Annotated in this window: 15 protein-coding genes and 1 other RNA gene; 13 read left to right on the forward strand and 3 right to left on the reverse strand. The window is 60.5% G+C overall.

The features are described from left to right. The first annotated feature begins 160 nt into the window (after nucleotides 1-160). A complete protein-coding gene (locus AKL25_RS19140) occupies nucleotides 161-721 on the forward strand; it encodes a PAS and helix-turn-helix domain-containing protein (RefSeq protein WP_050479316.1) in 561 nt (186 codons plus the stop codon). A gap of 7 nt (nucleotides 722-728) precedes the next feature. Here the strand turns inward: AKL25_RS19140 and AKL25_RS19145 are convergent, their stop codons facing one another. After that, nucleotides 729-1628, reverse strand: a complete 900-nt coding sequence (locus AKL25_RS19145) for a LysR family transcriptional regulator (protein ID WP_050479317.1) — start codon at nucleotides 1626-1628, stop codon at nucleotides 729-731. Nucleotides 1629-1782: 154 nt separating this feature from the next. Between AKL25_RS19145 and AKL25_RS19150 the strand changes: the two genes are divergently transcribed. Both AKL25_RS19150 and AKL25_RS19155 read left to right on the forward strand, forming a co-directional pair. Then, on the forward strand, nucleotides 1783-2691 hold the full coding sequence (locus AKL25_RS19150; RefSeq protein WP_050479318.1) for an MBL fold metallo-hydrolase: 909 nt from the start codon (nucleotides 1783-1785) through the stop codon (nucleotides 2689-2691). Nucleotides 2692-2795: 104 nt separating this feature from the next. Next, nucleotides 2796-3452 (forward strand): DsbA family protein, encoded by a 657-nt coding sequence (locus tag AKL25_RS19155; protein WP_050479319.1) that lies wholly within the window; start codon nucleotides 2796-2798, stop codon nucleotides 3450-3452. A 6-nt stretch (nucleotides 3453-3458) separates the two neighbouring features. Here the strand turns inward: AKL25_RS19155 and AKL25_RS19160 are convergent, their stop codons facing one another. After that, nucleotides 3459-4115: an HAD family hydrolase gene (locus AKL25_RS19160; protein ID WP_205627277.1), complete on the reverse strand. Its 657-nt coding sequence runs from the start codon at nucleotides 4113-4115 to the stop codon at nucleotides 3459-3461. A gap of 41 nt (nucleotides 4116-4156) precedes the next feature. Next, nucleotides 4157-5593 (reverse strand): aminotransferase-like domain-containing protein, encoded by a 1437-nt coding sequence (locus AKL25_RS19165; RefSeq protein ID WP_050479321.1) that lies wholly within the window; start codon nucleotides 5591-5593, stop codon nucleotides 4157-4159. Nucleotides 5594-5831: 238 nt separating this feature from the next. Between AKL25_RS19165 and aptA the strand changes: the two genes are divergently transcribed. The 10 genes from aptA (at nucleotide 5832) to AKL25_RS19210 (ending at nucleotide 16858) form a co-directional block, all read left to right on the forward strand. Beyond that, the gene (aptA, locus tag AKL25_RS19170) at nucleotides 5832-7154 is read left to right on the forward strand and encodes an omega-aminotransferase AptA (RefSeq protein ID WP_050479322.1); all 1323 of its coding nucleotides are present in this window, start codon (nucleotides 5832-5834) and stop codon (nucleotides 7152-7154) included. A gap of 21 nt (nucleotides 7155-7175) precedes the next feature. Next, the gene (locus tag AKL25_RS19175; RefSeq protein ID WP_050479323.1) at nucleotides 7176-8669 is read left to right on the forward strand and encodes a CoA-acylating methylmalonate-semialdehyde dehydrogenase; all 1494 of its coding nucleotides are present in this window, start codon (nucleotides 7176-7178) and stop codon (nucleotides 8667-8669) included. A gap of 597 nt (nucleotides 8670-9266) precedes the next feature. After that, nucleotides 9267-10460 carry an ABC transporter substrate-binding protein gene (locus AKL25_RS19180; protein ID WP_050479411.1) on the forward strand — a complete coding sequence of 398 codons (1194 nt, stop codon included), beginning with the start codon at nucleotides 9267-9269 and terminating at the stop codon, nucleotides 10458-10460. A 59-nt stretch (nucleotides 10461-10519) separates the two neighbouring features. Beyond that, nucleotides 10520-10594: non-coding RNA, sX9 sRNA (locus AKL25_RS23890), on the forward strand. Nucleotides 10595-10680: 86 nt separating this feature from the next. Continuing rightward, nucleotides 10681-11541, forward strand: a complete 861-nt coding sequence (locus tag AKL25_RS19185; protein WP_050479324.1) for a branched-chain amino acid ABC transporter permease — start codon at nucleotides 10681-10683, stop codon at nucleotides 11539-11541. Nucleotides 11542-11551: 10 nt separating this feature from the next. Then, nucleotides 11552-12544 (forward strand): branched-chain amino acid ABC transporter permease, encoded by a 993-nt coding sequence (locus AKL25_RS19190; protein WP_050479325.1) that lies wholly within the window; start codon nucleotides 11552-11554, stop codon nucleotides 12542-12544. Beyond that, entirely contained in the window at nucleotides 12544-13338 is a 795-nt protein-coding gene (locus tag AKL25_RS19195; protein ID WP_050479326.1) for an ABC transporter ATP-binding protein, read from the forward strand. Before AKL25_RS19190 ends, AKL25_RS19195 begins: the two co-directional genes overlap by 1 nt. Continuing rightward, nucleotides 13335-14039: an ABC transporter ATP-binding protein gene (locus tag AKL25_RS19200; protein ID WP_050479327.1), complete on the forward strand. Its 705-nt coding sequence runs from the start codon at nucleotides 13335-13337 to the stop codon at nucleotides 14037-14039. Before AKL25_RS19195 ends, AKL25_RS19200 begins: the two co-directional genes overlap by 4 nt. A 45-nt stretch (nucleotides 14040-14084) precedes the next feature. Beyond that, entirely contained in the window at nucleotides 14085-15338 is a 1254-nt protein-coding gene (locus AKL25_RS19205; RefSeq protein WP_050479328.1) for a Zn-dependent hydrolase, read from the forward strand. Between the two features lie 20 nt (nucleotides 15339-15358). Further along, nucleotides 15359-16858, forward strand: coding sequence for a M81 family metallopeptidase (locus tag AKL25_RS19210; protein ID WP_050479329.1), 1500 nt, complete (start codon nucleotides 15359-15361; stop codon nucleotides 16856-16858). Nucleotides 16859-16862: the final 4 nt, after the last annotated feature.

A 16862-nucleotide genomic window follows, 5' to 3' on the forward strand; every position in this document is an offset into this window, starting at 1 on the left:
CGTGTCTCCTTTCGATTCTTATAGTTTGAAAATGTCAGCTGGCATCATAGGTTGCTGACATAGCCCCTACAATACGGTAAAAATACCTAGAACTCCCACCAGGCCTTATTATTGAGGATTCTTAGCAGTATTTTTACGATACAAGAATTAGCAACGGACAATGAGCAACTCGCATCTCGTCGACTTCGAACAAGTATTCATGCATGCCCCGATCGGCATGTGCGTATCGCATAACCGCGTCATCCAGCAAAGCAACCTGGCGCTGGCGAAGATGTTCGGTTACGCGCCGGGCGAACTGTCGGGGCTCTCATTCATGGTGCTGTATCCGACGCCCGACGAGTTCGAACGCACCGGCGTGCGGCTGGTGCCGATTCTCAACGAGAAGGGTTTTTACTCCGACGAGCGCATCATGAAGCGCGCCAACGAAGAAATGTTCTGGTGCCACGTCACCGGCGCGTCGCTGGTGCAGGGCGATCCGCATGCGGCCGGCATCTGGACTTTTGAAGACGTCAGCGCCAAGCGTCCGCTGGCTCCCGGACTGACGCCGCGCGAACGCGAGATCGCCGCGCTGCTGGTGGAAGGCAAGACCAGCAAACTGATCGCGCGCCAGGTCGAACTCAGCCCGCGCACGGTGGAAATGCACCGCGCGCGCCTGATGCGTAAATTCGGCGCGGCGACTTCTTCCGAACTCGTGCACAAGCTGCTTAGCATCACACCCTAGGGCCAATCTAGCCCTCACCCCATTCCGGCTCGCCGGTAAATCTCTCCGCCAGAAAATCCAGCATAGTGCGCAGCGTCGCCGGCATGTGCTTGCGCGAGGCATACACGCCGTAGATGTCGAGCACGGTCGGCTCATGTTGCGGCAGCAGCGCCACCAGCTTGCCTGACGCCACATAGGGCGCGGCCGCATAGGACGGCAGATGTGCAATCCCTGCGCCGGCCAATGCGGCGGACAGCAAGACCATCGCTTCGTTGGCGCTGATGTTGCCGCTGACCGCGACCGAACTCTGCTTACCCTTGTGATCGAACTCCCACAGGCTTTTTCCGACATAGGAGTGCGTCAGGCAATTGTGCAGGGCCAGATCCGCCACCTTCTTCGGCGTGCCGTGCTCGCGCAGATAATCGGGTGAGGCGCAAATCGTCGAACGGCACACCGACAGCCTGCGCGCAATCAGGCTGGGGTCAAGCCGGGTGGTCATGCGGATCGCCAGGTCGATGCGCTCTTCCACCAGATTGACGGTGCGATCCAGCATCATCAGGTCGACCGCCACCTCCGGATAACGCTTGCAATAGGCCGTGACGGCGCGTGCCAGTTGCGGACCGAACGAGGTGGTTGTGGTGATGCGCAGCAAGCCCCTGGGCGCCTGCTGCGGCTGGCTGACGGCGTTCTGCAGATCGCTAGCGGAAGACAGCATCTGGCGGCAGCGTTCGAGAATCTCGTTGCCGGCCGGCGTCAGGCTCAGGCGGCGCGTGGTCCGGTGCAACAAGCGCGCGCCGACCCACTCCTCCAGCTCCGCCAGATAACGCGAAATCACCGGGCGCGACATGTCCAGCTGCAAGGCCGCCGCCGACTGGCTGCCGCTGTCAACAACGCTCACAAACACCTGCATTGCCGTCAATCTGTCCATGTTGCGCTCTCCGTCCTTGGCTTCATATGCACGATTTCAGAAACAAACTATGTTTCATTATGCTGTTTTTCCAAAACAAATAAATCATTAATCTTCATCCGTCGCACTTTTCCCTGTGCTTAAACCGTTCTTAAACCGTTTTGGAGAGATCAACATGCATTCGCGCTTCCACATAATTTCCCGCCCATTGCTGGCCATCGCTGCCGCCATCGGCATCCTCGCCGCCGGCGCCGCTGCAGCGGCAACAACCGCATCCGGCGACGCTCTCAAGCTGGACGTCTACAACCCCGGCGACAAAGGGCTGTTCCCGGTCAGTTCGGTGCTGGTCAGCGGCAAGCAGGATGCGATTCTGGTCGACGCGCAATTCGGCCGCGCCCAGGCAGAGCAAGTCGTGGAGAAGATCCGCGCCAGCGGCAAGAAACTGGTCGCGGTCTACATCAGCCACGGCGACCCGGATTACTACTTCGGCCTCGACACCATCAAGGCCGCCTATCCCGACGTGAAGATTCTGGCGACGCCACAGACAGTTGCCCACATCAAGGAAACCGTCGCCCACAAGCTGGCCTTCTGGGGACCGAAACTGGGCGCCGATGCGCCGAAGCAAACCATCGTGCCCGACGTCCTTGACGGCAACACGCTGACGCTGGAAGGCAAGAAGCTGCAAGTGATCGGCCTCGACGGTCCGCAACCGGAGCGCAGCTTCGTCTGGATTCCTTCGATCAGGGCGGTGGTCGGCGGCGTGGTTGTCGATGGCAACGAACACGTCTGGATGGCCGATACGCAAGGCGCAAAGTCGCACAAGGATTGGCTGAGCACATTGGCCCATATCGAAAAACTGAAACCGAAGACCGTCATCCCCGGCCACTACGCCGCCGGCGCGCCGATGAACATCGCCTCGGTGAAATACACCCGCGATTACATCAAGGCCTTCGATGCGGAAACCGCGAAGGCAGCCGACTCCACCGCGCTGATCGCGGCGATGAAAGCCCGCTATCCAACACCAACCAATTTCTCGTCTCTGGAGTTGAGCGCCAAGGTCGCCAAGGGCGAGATGAAGTGGTAAGCCGGGTCAACACACATTGATCAACGAGGTCCTGTCTTGAATAGCCGGCGCACATGCGCCGGCGTTTCACGTTAGGCTACCGATCTCTCTTCAAGGAACGCATCATGAGCACTCACAACGCGAGCGGCGCTACTGCGCTGCACTACATCTACGACCCGCTATGCGGCTGGTGCTACGGCGCCGCGCCGCTGGCCGCAGTTGCACGCGAAGTCATGCCGGTGATCGGCCATGGGGGCGGCATGATGATGGGCGCCAACCGCCAGCAGGTCAGCCCGACTCTGCGCAATTACGTCATGCCCTACGATCATCGGATCGCAGAATTGACCGGCCAGCCATTCGGCGACGACTACTTCAACGGCTTGCTGTTGGACGACACCGCTGTCTTCGACTCAGCGCCGCCGATCAGGGCGATTCTGGCGGCGGAAGAAATTGCGGAGCGTGGCCTCGACATGCTGTCGCGTTTGCAAGTTGCGCATTACGTCGAAGGCAAGCGTGTTGCCGATACAGATGTGCTGCAAACCTTGGCGATAGAACTGGGATTGGATGCCGATGAATTCGCACAAGCATACGAGCGCATCGGCGAAGAAGAATTGCAGCAACACATCGCCGCCAGCCGCCGCTTGCTGGCGCAGGTCGGCGGTCACGGCTTTCCGACTTTTGTGCTGGAGCAGGACGGCCGCTTCGAAATGCTCGACGCCGGCCGCTGGCTCGGTGAACCCGACGCGTGGCGCGAGCATCTTGCCGCGTACACGCGTCGCTGATCCCGCTTAGACAGGCAAGCCGAGTTCTCGCAACTGCTTCACCGTCTCGGCGCAATCGACATGATGAATCGCATGCCAGCCGAGACGGCGCGCCGCTTCGACGTTCTTGGCGGAGTCGTCGAGGAAGACCAGTTCCGACGGCTTCAGATTGGGCAGATGCTTGCCGTAACGCGTCAGCGCGATCTGATAAATCACGTCGTCCGGCTTGATGCATTGCTCGGTGCCCGACACCACGATGTCGCGGAAGATCTGCAGGAAATCGTAGTTCGCCAGCGCATATGGAAAAGTCTCCGACGACCAGTTGGTGAGGCCGAACAGCGGCACTTCCTTGTCGTGCAAGGTGCGCAACAATTCCACGCCGTCATGCAACGGGCCGCGCAGCATTTCGGTCCAGCGATCGTAGAAGGCGCGGATCATCGGCTCATGCTGCGGATGTTCGGCCACCAGCAGTTCGGTGCCGTCCTTCAGCGTGCGGCCGCCGTCCTGGCGGATGTTCCAGTCGGGGGAGCAAACATTGCTCAGGAAGTGTTCGCGCTCGGCGGCGTCGGGAATCAGTTGTTGATACAGGTGCAGCGGATTCCAGTCGAACAGCACGCCGCCGAAATCGAACACCACGGCGCGAATGCCGGCCGAGCTTGCATAGTCAGGGTTAAATTTTTGCATCAGGCTTCATCAGATGAGTGGTGGAGGGAATGAGCTAGACATCACAGGGTGCGGAAAAATTCATACAGCTCGGGCGCATCCGCATACGCCACATTGAAACGGAACCACGGCTCGTCCGGCGGCGTGAGATGGAAGAATTCTCCCGGAGCCAGCCAAATTCCCTTCTGCCGCGCACGGTCGGCGATCTCGCGCGCGCTCAGCTCGCAACCGTCCAGCTTGGCCCAGGAGAACATGCCGCCGCGCGGCGTGGTGAACGGCGTCAGGCCGGTTTCGCTGAGCTTGCTGTTGACGCGCGATTGCGCATTGAGCAGGGATGCGGCCAGGTTTTCGACGTGGCGGCGATGATGGCCTTCGGTCAGCACGCTGTGCACCAGGCGCTCGTTGATTTCGGAATTGGTCAGGCTCAGCACCATCTTGGTATGCACCAGCTGGCGCGCCAGATCGCGCTGGCAGGCGATGAAGCCGAGGCGCAGCGACGGCGCGATGGTCTTGGAATAACTGCCGACGTAGATCACGCGCTGCAAGCCGTCCAGCGCCGCCAGCATGGGATCGGTCGGCTGGCCCAGCTCGCGGAAGATGTCGTCCTCCACCACCCAGAATCCGTGCCGCTCGGCCGCCTGCAACACGCGCATCGCGCACGCCGGCGTGTACGAAGTGCCGGTCGGGTTGTGCAGCACGCTGGTGGTGAAAAACAGTTTCGGCTTGTGCGTGCGCGCCAGCGTCTCCAGCATCTCGGTATCGACGCCGGTGGGCGTGCGCGGAATGCCGATGACGTTGAGGTCGGCCATCTTCAGCATGGCGATCAGATTGCAATAGCCGGGATCGTCGACCAGCACGGTGTCGCCGCGCTTGACCATGGTGCGGATGATCAAATCCAGCCCCTGCGTCGCGCCGTGCGAGGTCAGCACCTGATCGAGCGACACTTCCAGCGACCAGTTCGCCAGGAACTGGCAGATGATCTGGCGCAGCGGCGCGTAGCCGTAGGGGTGGCCGTAGCCGACCTGCTGCGCGCCGGGCGAACGGATGATGCGGCGCTCAGCCTGATGCAGGCCTTCGTCGTCCAGCCATTTGCCCGGCAGCCAGCCGCAGCCGGCCTTGATCGGCACGCGCTCGTCGGCAAACATTTCCGACAGCAGCCAGGCCGAATCGATGACCGGCTCGGGCGGCGTGAACGCCAGGCTGGGCGGAATATTGGTCCCTTTGGGGGCGATGAAGAAACCCGCTCCGCGCCGCGCCACCAGCAGGCCGCGCGCCACCAGTTGCTCGTAAGCCTCGACCACGGTGGAAGCGCCGATGCCGTGCGATTCGGCAAACTGGCGCACCGAAGGCAGCCGTTCACCCGAGCGCAGAGCGCCCTGTGCTATCGATTGCGCCAGTCCGCTCACCACTTGCTCGACCAGGCGCGTGGCGCCGCTCCGCTCCAAAGTCAGGAAAACCGCCTCGGGCTGCGTCTTTACTGCTTTTGCCGCATTCGTCATTCCATCCCCGCCACATTAGTCACGTCAGTCACATCGGGCTGCCGGGCTTGTCTCGCCGGCAACTGTTATCAATACAGATTGTTGAATTAAACAATACAGTTTTTCAGTTAATTCCAAAGTGTATCTAACAATACCGGCGGCGTCTCGCAATAATCGTCTCATTGATCATTGCATCGATCCTTCATCCATTCCTGTTTCGTCAACTCTTGTTTCGTCAACCCGCCAAGGTGCGCCTGAAATGAACAAACCACTGTCCTCTTCCGACCTCTCCGCTTACTGGATGCCCTATACCGCCAACCGCAACTTCAAGGCCAGCCCGCGCATGCTGGTCTCGGCCGAAGGCATGTACTACCGCGACGACGCCGGCAACGCCATCCTCGACGGCACCGCCGGCCTGTGGTGCGTACCGCTGGGTCATGCCCAACCGAAGATCGTCTCCGCCGTGCAAAAGGCCGTGGCGACGCTGGACTATGCGCCGTCCTTCCAGCTCGGCCATCCGATGGCATTCGAACTGGCCGAACGCCTGAAGCAATACACCGGCAACCGTTTTTCGCAAGTGTTCTACACCGGTTCCGGTTCGGAAGCGGTCGACACCGCCCTGAAAATTGCCCTGGCGTATCACCGCACCCGCGGCGACGCCACCCGCACCCGCCTGATCGGCCGTGAGCGCGGCTATCACGGCGTCGGTTTCGGCGGCATGTCGGTCGGCGGCATCGGCACCAATCGCAAAACCTTCAATTCGGCGCTGCTGCAAGGCGTGGATCACCTGCCGCACACGCACAACCTCGAAAAGAACGCCTTCACCAAGGGCGAGCCGGAATACGGCACGCACCTGGCCGATGAACTGGAACGCCTGGTCACGCTGCACGACGCTTCCAACATCGCCGCCGTCATCGTCGAGCCGGTGGCCGGCTCCACCGGCGTGCTGATTCCGCCCAAGGGTTACCTCAAGCGCCTGCGCGAGCTGTGCACCAAGCACGGCATCCTGCTGATTTTCGATGAAGTCATCACCGGCTTCGGCCGCCTGGGCACACCATTCGCGTCCGACTACTTCGACGTCGAGCCGGATCTGTTCACCACCGCCAAGGGCCTCACCAACGGCGTGGTGCCGATGGGCGCCGTGTTCGTCAAACCGCATATCCACGACGCCTTCATGCAGGGTCCGGACGGCATCGAACTGCTGCACGGCTACACCTACTCCGGCCATCCGCTGGCCTGCGCCGCCGGCCTGGCCTCGCTCGACATCTTCGAACAGGACGGCATCCTGGAACACGCCAACGGCGTCGCCGACTACTTCCAGGAAGCGGCGCATTCGCTGCGCGGCCTGCCGAACGTGATCGACATCCGCACCATCGGCATGATCGCCGGCATCGAGTTGTCGTCGATTCCGGGCAAGCCGGGCGCACGCGCCTACGACGCCTTCCGCCGTGCTTTCAACGACGGCATCCTGATCCGTGTGACCGGCGACATCATCGCCTTGTCGCCGCCGCTGATCATCGAGAAGAAACACATCGACGAACTGTTCGGCAAGCTCGCTGCGATTTTGAAAACCCTGGATTAATCTGAAAAGCATCTGCACAACATGGAAAAAATTACTCACTTCATCGGCGGACGCCGCGTCGACACCAACAGCGACCGCTACGCCGATGTCTTTAATCCTGCCTTGGGCGTTGCCGTAGCGCGCGTGGCGCTGGGCACGGCGGAAGAAGTCGATACCGCCGTCGCCAGCGCCGTCGCCGCTTTCCCGGCGTGGTCCAACACGCCGCCGCTGACGCGCGCACGCGTGCTGTTCAAGTTCCTGAACCTGATCCAGCAACACGCCGACGACTTCGCCGCCATCCTCACCCGCGAACACGGCAAGACCTTCTCCGATGCGCAAGGCGAAGTGGCGCGCGGCATTGAAGTGGTCGAGTACGCGGTCGGTATTCCGCAAATGCTCAAGGGCGAATACACCGATCAGATCGCACGCGGCATCGACGCCTGGTCGATGCGCCAGCCGCTGGGCGTGGTAGCCGGTATCACGCCGTTCAACTTCCCGGCGATGGTGCCGATGTGGATGTTCCCGATTGCGCTGGCCTGCGGCAACTGCTTCATCCTCAAGCCGTCCGAACGCGATCCGTCGGCCTCGCTGCTGATCGCCGAGCTGTTGCAGCAAGCCGGTTTGCCGGACGGCGTGTTCAGCGTGATCCAGGGCGACAAGGTCACCGTCGATGCGCTGCTCGATCACCCGAAAGTCAAAGCCATCAGCTTCGTCGGCTCGACGCCGATTGCCGAATACATCTATGCGCGCGGCAGCGCCAAGGGCAAGCGCGTGCAGGCATTGGGCGGCGCCAAGAATCACATGGTCGTCATGCCCGACGCCGACATGCAAGTCGCGGTCGATGCACTGATCGGCGCCGCCTACGGTTCCGCCGGCGAACGCTGCATGGCGATCTCGGTAGCGGTTGCAGTCGGCGATGCGGGCGACAAGCTGGTCGCCGCTTTGGCCGAACGCACGCGTAACCTGAAGATCAACGACGGCATGGAAAAAGATGCCGAAATGGGTCCGGTCGTTACCGCCGCAGCGAAAGCACGCATCGAAGGTCTGATCGGCAAGGGCGTCGAAGAAGGCGCGAAGCTGGTGGTCGACGGCCGCGGCTACAAAGTGCCGGGTCGTGAAAACGGCTTCTTCGTCGGCGGCACCTTGTTCGATCACGTCACGCCCGAGATGACCATCTACAAGGAAGAAATTTTCGGACCGGTGCTGTGCGTGTTGCGCGCACCCGATGTCGCCACCGCAGTCGAACTGATCAACAACCACGAATACGGCAACGGCGTCGCCATCTTCACGCGCGACGGCGGCGCAGCGCGCGAGTTCGTACGTCAGATCGAAGTCGGCATGGTTGGCGTCAACGTGCCGCTGCCGGTGCCAATGGCGTTCAGCAGCTTCGGCGGATGGAAGCGCAGCCTGTTCGGCGACCATCATGTCTACGGTCCGGAAGGCGTGCGTTTTTACACCCGCGCCAAGGCCGTGATGCAACGTTGGCCGAACACCGCCAGCGCCGGCGCCGAGTTCGCCTTCCCGCAGATGAAGTAAGTCTGCGGTGCATCTGAAAGTGCGATGAAAACAGCGCAGAAATGAGAAAGAAAAACGGCATGAGCGAACCTCATGCCGTCGCTGTTTTCAGCGCCGGATTCTGCGACGTGAAGTATTGGTGCAGCAGAGGAAATTGATGGTGCAAAGTGATGTTGAAAACGCACCGACATTGACGGAATTGGAGAATTAAATTCATCAAAAGAAAAAGCAGCGCAGGACGTAATTCACGTAGCATGCAGTAACGCGAAAAAACCAAAAAGCAGGCATGTAAAAACACATGACCATGCCGACATTCGCGGCAGTAAAAAATAAAAGCAGCAGACAAAAACAAACAGAGACATTAAACCAGGAGGAGCAACATGATCCATCGTCATCATGGTTTGCAGCAGGCGTCCATACGCATGCGCGCAAGGTCGCAAAGCCTTCATCATCACACCGTTCTTACCGAGGTAAACGCGGTGCATTTCCACATGTCCCTGCAGTAGATTTTTTCTCGTCGCGATGATGATTTTTTCATCAACACGGGCATAGAACTTGCGTCACAAGAGATTGATTTAACCTTTTCAATGCACAGTCATTTTTGGAGATGTGAATATGATGAATCGTCGTGATTTTCTCAAGCTGTCCGCACTCGCCGCACCAGGCGCCCTGTCTTACACCGATGTGTTTGCGCAAGCCGATGCGATCCAGTTCGGCTGTCCTGTTCCGATGTCCGGTCCGTTCGCCGCCAATGGCAAATATGCCGACATGGGCATGAAGCTGGCGCTGCAAAAATACGGCAAGGTGCTCGGCAAGAACCTGAGCTACACCACGCTGGACACAGAAGGAAAACCGGCGACCGCCGTGCGCAAGATGCAAGAGACGATGGAAAAAGGCACGCGCTTTTTTGCCGGCGGCATCCTCTCCGGCGAAGCGCTGGCGATGGGCAAGGAAGCGGAAAAAGGCGGCAGCATCTTCATCACCACGGCAGGCGCCGATGAAATTACCGGCAGCGATTGCAACCGCGCCACCTTCCGCTGGTCGGTGCCGACCTTCGGCGCGATCGAGCAAACCGTGCGTCCGCTGCTGGAAAAAATGCCGAACGCCAAACGCTGGTACACCATCACGCCGCAATACGTTTTCGGCGACGGTTTGCTGAGCGCCGCGAAAGCGATCTTCAAGGAAAAAGGCATCGAACACGTCGGCAACAGCTACCATTCGCTGGCCGAAAAAGAGTTCAGCGGCTACCTCACCAACGCCATGGCCGCCAAGCCGGACGTGCTGTTATTGTTGAATTTCGGTTCGCAATCGTCGGACACGCTGCGCCAGGCAGTGAGCTTCGGCATGAAGAACAACTGCACCATCCTGATGGCCTGGGCGTCGGGCCTGGAGCAATTCGAGACACTGGGTGCGGACATCTGCGACGGCGTCTACTTCGGCGCGCAATACTGGCACGCGATCGATTCGCCGTTCAACAAGGAGTTCGTCAAACTGGTCAACGACTCGCTGAAGATCGATCCGAACTACAGCCTGGCCGGTTCCTACATCTGCACCAAGATCATGCTGGACGCCATCATCAAGGCCAATAGCACCGATCCGAAAGCGGTCATCGCGGCCATGGAAGGCATGAAGTACGAAGGCTTGACCGGCACCGAAGAAATCCGCAAGGGCGATCATCAGGTCATCAAGAACTATTACCTGCTCAAGGGCAAGGCCAAGTCCAAGATGCGCAACAAGAACGACTATGCGGACATCATCTCGTCCGGAAAATCGTTCCTCGCGCTCGATAAAACAATGTGCAAGCTGGGCTGACCTGTCCCTGATCCTACTGCGAAGCCGTGATCCGGCAGCGGGCGGTGCTCGGAATCCTCGTGTACCCAAGTACACTCCGGTTCCTCCGCTCCGGCCGCTACCGGCTGACGGCTTCTCGCTACGGATCAGGAACAGGTCGACGACTGTGATTGCTCAAAGAAAGTCTTGGGCGAATCGCATCTGCCGCCGTCGCGAGCGCTTCTCAACGTATTGAGGTTTCATGAATATCTATCTGCTGCAAATTGCCAATGGCGTCGGCATCGGCATGCTGTATTTCCTGCTGGCGGTGGGCTTGTCCATCGTGTTCGGCCTGCTGCGTTTCGTCAATTTTTCGCATGGCGCATTTTTCCTGCTGGGTGCCTATTTCTGCTTCCAGCTCGGTGAAATGGGCGTCAATTTCTGGTGGTCCCTGCTGATCGCTCCCGTCGTCGTCGGCATGTTCGCGTTTCTGGTTGAGCGCTTCGTATTGCGCCATATTTATGCGCTGCCGCATCACTTCCATATTCTCTTTACCGTCGGTCTGGCGTTGGTGTTGCAGGAGGCCGTGATCTCTTACTGGGGCCCGCTGGGCAACAATATTTCGCCGCCGGACCTGCTGCAAGGCGTGGTCATGGCCGGCGGTTTCGTGTATCCGAAATATCGCCTGTTCGTGATCGCGCTCACTGCTGTGATGGCGCTGCTGTTGTGGTGGATTCTTGAAGGCACGCGCCTCGGCTCCATCGTGCGCGCCGGCAGCGAATCGACCGAAATGGTGTCGCTGCTGGGCTTGAATATTGCTCGCATTTTCAGCCTGGTGTTCGCGCTCGGCGCATTCACTGCGGGTCTGGCGGGAGCACTCGCGGCGCCGATTCGCGGTGTGGAACCGTTCATGGGCGTGGAAGCATTGGGCATCGCCTTCGTGGTGGTGGTGATCGGCGGCCTCGGCAGTTTTTCCGGTGCGCTGGTGGGCGGCATCCTGGTCGGCATCGTGCAGAGCGTGATGAGCACGGTGTGGTCGGAAGGCGCGCATCTGATGATTTATGTGGCGATGGCGGCGGTCATGCTGCTGCGTCCCAACGGCCTGCTCGGCCGCGCCAGCTGAGGAGACCGACATGAAACATATCGCTCATTTCCGCTTCACGCTACTGGCCATTGCCGTGGTGTTGCTGCTGCCGCTGTGCGTCGGTTCGGGCACGCTGGCAACCGAAGTCTTGATCTATGCGCTGGCTGCGCTGGGGTGCAATCTGCTGCTCGGCTATACCGGACTGATGTCGTTCGGCCAGGGGATATTCTTCGGTATCGGCAGCTATGCCACGGGTCTGGCTTTGCTGCACCTGAAGGCGCCGCTGCTGATTTCCCTGTTGATCGCCGCCGTCATCGGCGGGCTGATTGCGCTGCTGGTCGGCTGGTTTTCGATACGCCAGAAGGGTACCTACTTCGTCATGCTGACGCTGGCGTTTGCGCAGATGTTCTACTTCCTCGCCTACACGATGAAGGACATCACCGGCGGCGACAACGGCCTGCTCGACATCCCGCGCCCCAACCTGTCGGTGTTCGGCCATACCTTGTTGCCGACCACGACCTCGTGGCAGTACTACAGCTTCGTCGCGATCCTGTTCGTAGTGGTGTTCTGGCTGCTGCAACGCGTGGTCGATTCGGTGCTGGGACGCACCCTGCTGGCGGTGCGCGACAACGAGGCGCGCGCTTCCGCAGTGGGCTACGACGTGACCTTGCTGAAGCTTGCTGCTTTCGTGATTTCCGGCATGGTAACGGGACTTGCAGGCGGGCTGCACGCGATGATGACCGGCGTCGCGCCGTTGTCGAACATCGAATACCACACCAGCGAATCGATCCTGATCATGACCGTGATCGGCGGCACCGGCAACCTGTTCGCCTCGGTGCTGGGCGCATCCTTCTACGTCCTGATCGGCAACTGGCTGTCGACGCTGTGGCCGCGCTGGCTGATGCTGCTCGGCTTCCTGCTGATCGGCGTGAGCCTGTACATGCACAAGGGCTTGTACGGTCTTGCGCAATCGCTGCTGCAACGCCTGCGCCCTGCCGCGAAAAACAGTATGAGTACCGACATCGCCAAGGAGAGCCATTGATGAGTACGCCCATCCTCAAAGCGGTGAATGTCACCAAGCGCTACGGCAAGTTCACCGCCGTCAATAACATCACGCTGGATATCCTGCCGGGCACCGTGCATTCCGTGATCGGTCCCAACGGCGCCGGCAAGACCACGCTGTTTCATACGCTGACCGGCACCACGGCTATCACCGAGGGCAGCATCCTGGTCGAAGGCGAAGAAGTCTCGCACCTGCCCGGTTACAAGCGCGTACGCAAGGGCCTGGCGCGTTCGTTCCAGGTGACCAGCCTGTTCCCCAACCTGAGCGTGCGCGAGAACCTGCGGCTGGCCGCACAGGGTACGCGTCCGGCGCAGGCGCTCAATCCGTGGAAGCGGCCCGAATTGCTGCACCAGGCCTGCGACATCGCCGAACAACTGGTGACGCGCCTGAATCTGCAAAGCGTGGCCGACCGCCTCTCCTCCGAACTCTCGCACGGCCAGCAACGCCGTCTGGAAGTCGGCATGGCGATGGCGGGACAGCCGAAGGTGATCTTCCTCGACGAACCAACCTCAGGCATGGGCATCGACGATATCGCCGACATGAAAAAACTGATCCACAGCCTGCGCGACAACTACACCGTGGTGCTGATCGAACACAACATGGACATCGTGATGGATATCTCCGACAGCATCACCGTGATGCAGCAGGGGCAGATTCTGGCGCAGGGCAAACCCAACGATATCCGCAACGACGAACGCGTGCGCCGCGCTTATCTGGGCAGCATGATTACCGGCGGAAAGAAAGCTGAAACAAAAGCAGGAGAGACAACGTGATCCTCAACGTACAGGACATTCATAGTTACTACGGCAAGAGCCATATCCTGCAGGGCGTGTCGCTGCAGGTCGCCGCCGGCGAAGTGATCACGCTGCTGGGCCGCAACGGCGCCGGCAAGAGCACGACGCTCAAAAGCATCGTCGGCGTGGTCGAGCCGCGCCAGGGCAAGGTCATGTTCGAAGGCAACAACGTCGCCGGCCTGCCGGCCTACAAGATCGCCTCACGCGGTGTCTGCCTGGTGCCGGAGCATCGCGGCATCTTCAAGCTGCTGACGGTAGAAGAGAACCTGACCATGGCGGCGCGCAAGGATTCGGCGTGGGGCCTGGAAGACGTGTACAAGATCTTCCCGCGCCTGAAAGAGCGCCGCAAGAACGGCGGCGGCCAGCTGTCCGGCGGCGAGCAGCAGATGCTGGCGATTGCGCGCGCGCTGATGACGCATCCCAAGGTGCTGATGCTGGATGAACCGGTCGAAGGGCTGGCGCCGGTGATCGTCGACGAGATCGTGGCGCAGATCAAACTGATCAAGGCGACCGGCATGTCGATCATCCTGGTCGAGCAAAACCTGGAGGTTTGCACGCAACTGGCGGATCGGCATTACATTGTCGAACAGGGACGCATCGCCTATACCGCGACCAATGCAGAATTCCTCGCCGACGACAGCGCGAAAGACCGCTATCTTGGCGTAAATCTTGCTGCTTAAATGAAGAACTGAGTTGCAGCACAAACCGAATTTGACGGAGTCATCATGGACATGAAAACCAGCATCACCAATTTACGCATCGACGGCAAACGCCTGTGGAACTCGCTGATGGATCTGGGCGCAATCGGCGCAACCCCCAAGGGCGGCGTCTGCCGTCTGGCGCTGAGCGATCTCGACAAGCAGGGCCGCGACCTCGTCAGCAGTTGGGCGAAACAGGAAGGCATGAGCGTCGTGGTCGACCAGATCGGCAACATCTTCATGCGCCGCGACGGCCGCAACAACGACCTGCCGCCGGTGGTTACCGGCTCGCACATCGACACCCAGCCGACCGGCGGCAAGTTCGACGGCAACTACGGCGTGCTGGCCGGCATGGAAGTGATCCGCACGCTGAACCAGCACAACATCCAGACCGAAGCGCCGATCGAAGTCGCGGTGTGGACCAATGAAGAAGGCTCGCGCTTCGTGCCGGTGATGATGGGCTCGGGCGTGTTTTGCGGCGCGTTCACGCTGGAGCATGCCTACGGCGCCACCGACGTCGACGGCAAGAATGTGAAAGATGAACTGACGCGCATCGGCTACATCGGCGAGCAGAAGTGCGGCGACCATCCTATCGGCGCGTATTACGAAGCGCACATCGAACAAGGTCCGGTGCTGGAAAACGCCGACACCGTCATCGGCGTGGTGCCGGCCGTACTCGGCCTGTCGTGGTATGACTGCACGGTCACCGGTTTTGAATCGCACGCCGGCCCGACGCCGATGGAAATCCGTAAGGATGCGTTGCAGGTATCCACCTACATCATGCAGGAAGTCGTCGCCATCGCAAACTGCTATCCGCCTTACGGCCGCGGCACCGTCGGCCAGGTGCAGGTGATGCCGAACAGCCGCAACGTGATTCCGGGACAGGTGAAATTTTCCATCGACCTGCGCAACGTCAGCGACGAGACGCTGAACCAGATGCATGAAGATTTGCTGGCCTATCTGGAGCAAACCCGCCAGAAGACCGGACTGAAAATCGAGCTGGAGCGTGTGTCTTATTTCCCGCCCTGCCCTTTCCATCCCGACTGCGTGAGCGAAGTGCGCAATGCCTCGGCGATGCTCGGCTACGCGACCATGGATGTGGTCTCTGGCGCCGGCCACGATGCGATCTACGCCGCGCGCCTGGCGCCGGCCGGCATGATCTTCGTACCGTGCAAGGACGGCGTCAGCCATAACGAAATCGAGGACGCCAAACCTGAGCATCTGGAAGCCGGCGCCAACGTACTGTTGCACGCCATGCTCGCCAGCGCCAAGGTCGTCTGAATATCATCAAGGAATTTGTCATGCCGTTGAAAATTGTCATCGCCCGCCTGAACCACGAGACCAATACCTTCTCACCCATCCCGACGCCGCTGGAAGCGTTTGCGCCGCAATGGGACAGCGCCGCGTATCAGGACCAGAAAGGCGCGCGCACCGCGATGGGCGCTTTCCTCGATATCGCCGACGGCATGTCGGCGTCCATCGTCACGCCGCTGGCGGCCACGGCCAATCCGAGCGCGACGGTGGCGGGCGACGCCTATACCCTGATGACCGACGCCATCGTGCGCGCCGTCGAAGGCGGTTGCGACGCCATCATGCTGGATCTGCACGGCGCCATGGTGGCGGAGAATGCCGACGACGGCGAAGGCGCGCTGCTCGAACGCATCCGCAAGATCGCGCCGCAGGTGCCGCTATGCGTGGCGCTCGACCTGCACGGCAACGTCACGCAAAAGATGGTCGACAACACCGACGTCATCGTCAGCTTCAAGACTTATCCGCATATCGACATGTACGAAACCGGCGAGCACGCCGGCCGCCTGCTGCTGCAATTGCTGCAGGAGAAATCGCGTCCGGTCACCGGCTGGCGGCAAGTGCCGCTGCTGTCGGCGACGCTGACCAGCAATACCTCGGCATCGGCCATGCAGCGCGCGGTGGAACAGGCCAAACTGGCCGAGAAGCAAACCGGCGTGCTGGCGGTGTCGGTGCTGGCCGGTTTTCCTTTGTCCGATTTCCGCGATGCAGGCATGTCGGTGGTGGTCGTGACCGACAATGATGCAGCGCTCGCGCAGAGCGTCGCCGATACGATTGCAAAACAGATCTGGGCCGAGCGCGACGATTTCGTCTACGACAGCCAACCTTTGCGTCAGTCATTGGCGCATGCGCGCGAGATGGCGGCAGGTCCGGACAAGGGCCCGGTGCTGTTGCTGGACCATAGCGACAACGTCATGTCGGGCGGCACCTGCAACACCATGGACGTACTGGAAGCGGCGCTGGCCGAAGGCATGAGCGGCATCGCCGCCGGCCCGATCAGCGATCCGGAAGCGGTCGCGCAATTGCTGAAAGCGGGTGTGGGCGGCACGGTCACGCTGGCAGTCGGCAACAAGGTGCCGCTGACGCAGCAAGGCATCACCAAGACGCCGCTGCAACTGACCGGCAAGGTGCTGGCGATCACCGACGGCGTGTTCCGCGTGTCCGGTCCTATCTATACCGGCTCGACCATCAACATGGGTAACAGCGTGCTGTTCGATACCGGTGCGGCAAAAATCGTCATCACGGAAGAGCGTGTCGAACCCTACGACCTTGGCGTGTTCACCAGCCTCGGCCTGGATCCGGCGAGCATGGATTACGTGATCCTGAAATCGCGCATGTATTGCCGTCCGGTGTTTGTGCCGATCAGCAAGGGGCTGGAAGAATGCGATTCCGACAGCGGCGGCCCGACCAGCTCGAACTTCGACCTGTTCCCGATTCGCAAGGTGCGCCGTCCGGTGTATCCGCTCGACGCAGCGACACCGGCCCCGGTCTGAGTAC

The sequence above is a fragment of the Herbaspirillum rhizosphaerae genome (genome assembly GCF_001189965.1).
In the GTDB taxonomy this organism is placed as follows: Bacteria; Pseudomonadota; Gammaproteobacteria; order Burkholderiales; family Burkholderiaceae_D; genus Herbaspirillum; species Herbaspirillum rhizosphaerae.

Excerpts from the sequence above, each read along its gene's own strand:
- AKL25_RS19140 (WP_050479316.1), top strand. The coding sequence starts at position 161 with ATGAGCAACTCGCATCTCGTCGACTTCGAACAAGTATTCATGCATGCC.
- AKL25_RS19145 (WP_050479317.1), bottom strand. The coding sequence starts at position 1,628 with ATGGACAGATTGACGGCAATGCAGGTGTTTGTGAGCGTTGTTGACAGC.
- AKL25_RS19150 (WP_050479318.1), top strand. The coding sequence starts at position 1,783 with ATGCATTCGCGCTTCCACATAATTTCCCGCCCATTGCTGGCCATCGCT.
- AKL25_RS19155 (WP_050479319.1), top strand. The coding sequence starts at position 2,796 with ATGAGCACTCACAACGCGAGCGGCGCTACTGCGCTGCACTACATCTAC.
- AKL25_RS19160 (WP_205627277.1), bottom strand. The coding sequence starts at position 4,115 with ATGCAAAAATTTAACCCTGACTATGCAAGCTCGGCCGGCATTCGCGCC.
- AKL25_RS19165 (WP_050479321.1), bottom strand. The coding sequence starts at position 5,593 with ATGACGAATGCGGCAAAAGCAGTAAAGACGCAGCCCGAGGCGGTTTTC.
- aptA (WP_050479322.1), top strand. The coding sequence starts at position 5,832 with ATGAACAAACCACTGTCCTCTTCCGACCTCTCCGCTTACTGGATGCCC.
- AKL25_RS19175 (WP_050479323.1), top strand. The coding sequence starts at position 7,176 with ATGGAAAAAATTACTCACTTCATCGGCGGACGCCGCGTCGACACCAAC.
- AKL25_RS19180 (WP_050479411.1), top strand. The coding sequence starts at position 9,267 with ATGAATCGTCGTGATTTTCTCAAGCTGTCCGCACTCGCCGCACCAGGC.
- AKL25_RS19185 (WP_050479324.1), top strand. The coding sequence starts at position 10,681 with ATGAATATCTATCTGCTGCAAATTGCCAATGGCGTCGGCATCGGCATG.
- AKL25_RS19190 (WP_050479325.1), top strand. The coding sequence starts at position 11,552 with ATGAAACATATCGCTCATTTCCGCTTCACGCTACTGGCCATTGCCGTG.
- AKL25_RS19195 (WP_050479326.1), top strand. The coding sequence starts at position 12,544 with ATGAGTACGCCCATCCTCAAAGCGGTGAATGTCACCAAGCGCTACGGC.
- AKL25_RS19205 (WP_050479328.1), top strand. The coding sequence starts at position 14,085 with ATGGACATGAAAACCAGCATCACCAATTTACGCATCGACGGCAAACGC.
- AKL25_RS19210 (WP_050479329.1), top strand. The coding sequence starts at position 15,359 with ATGCCGTTGAAAATTGTCATCGCCCGCCTGAACCACGAGACCAATACC.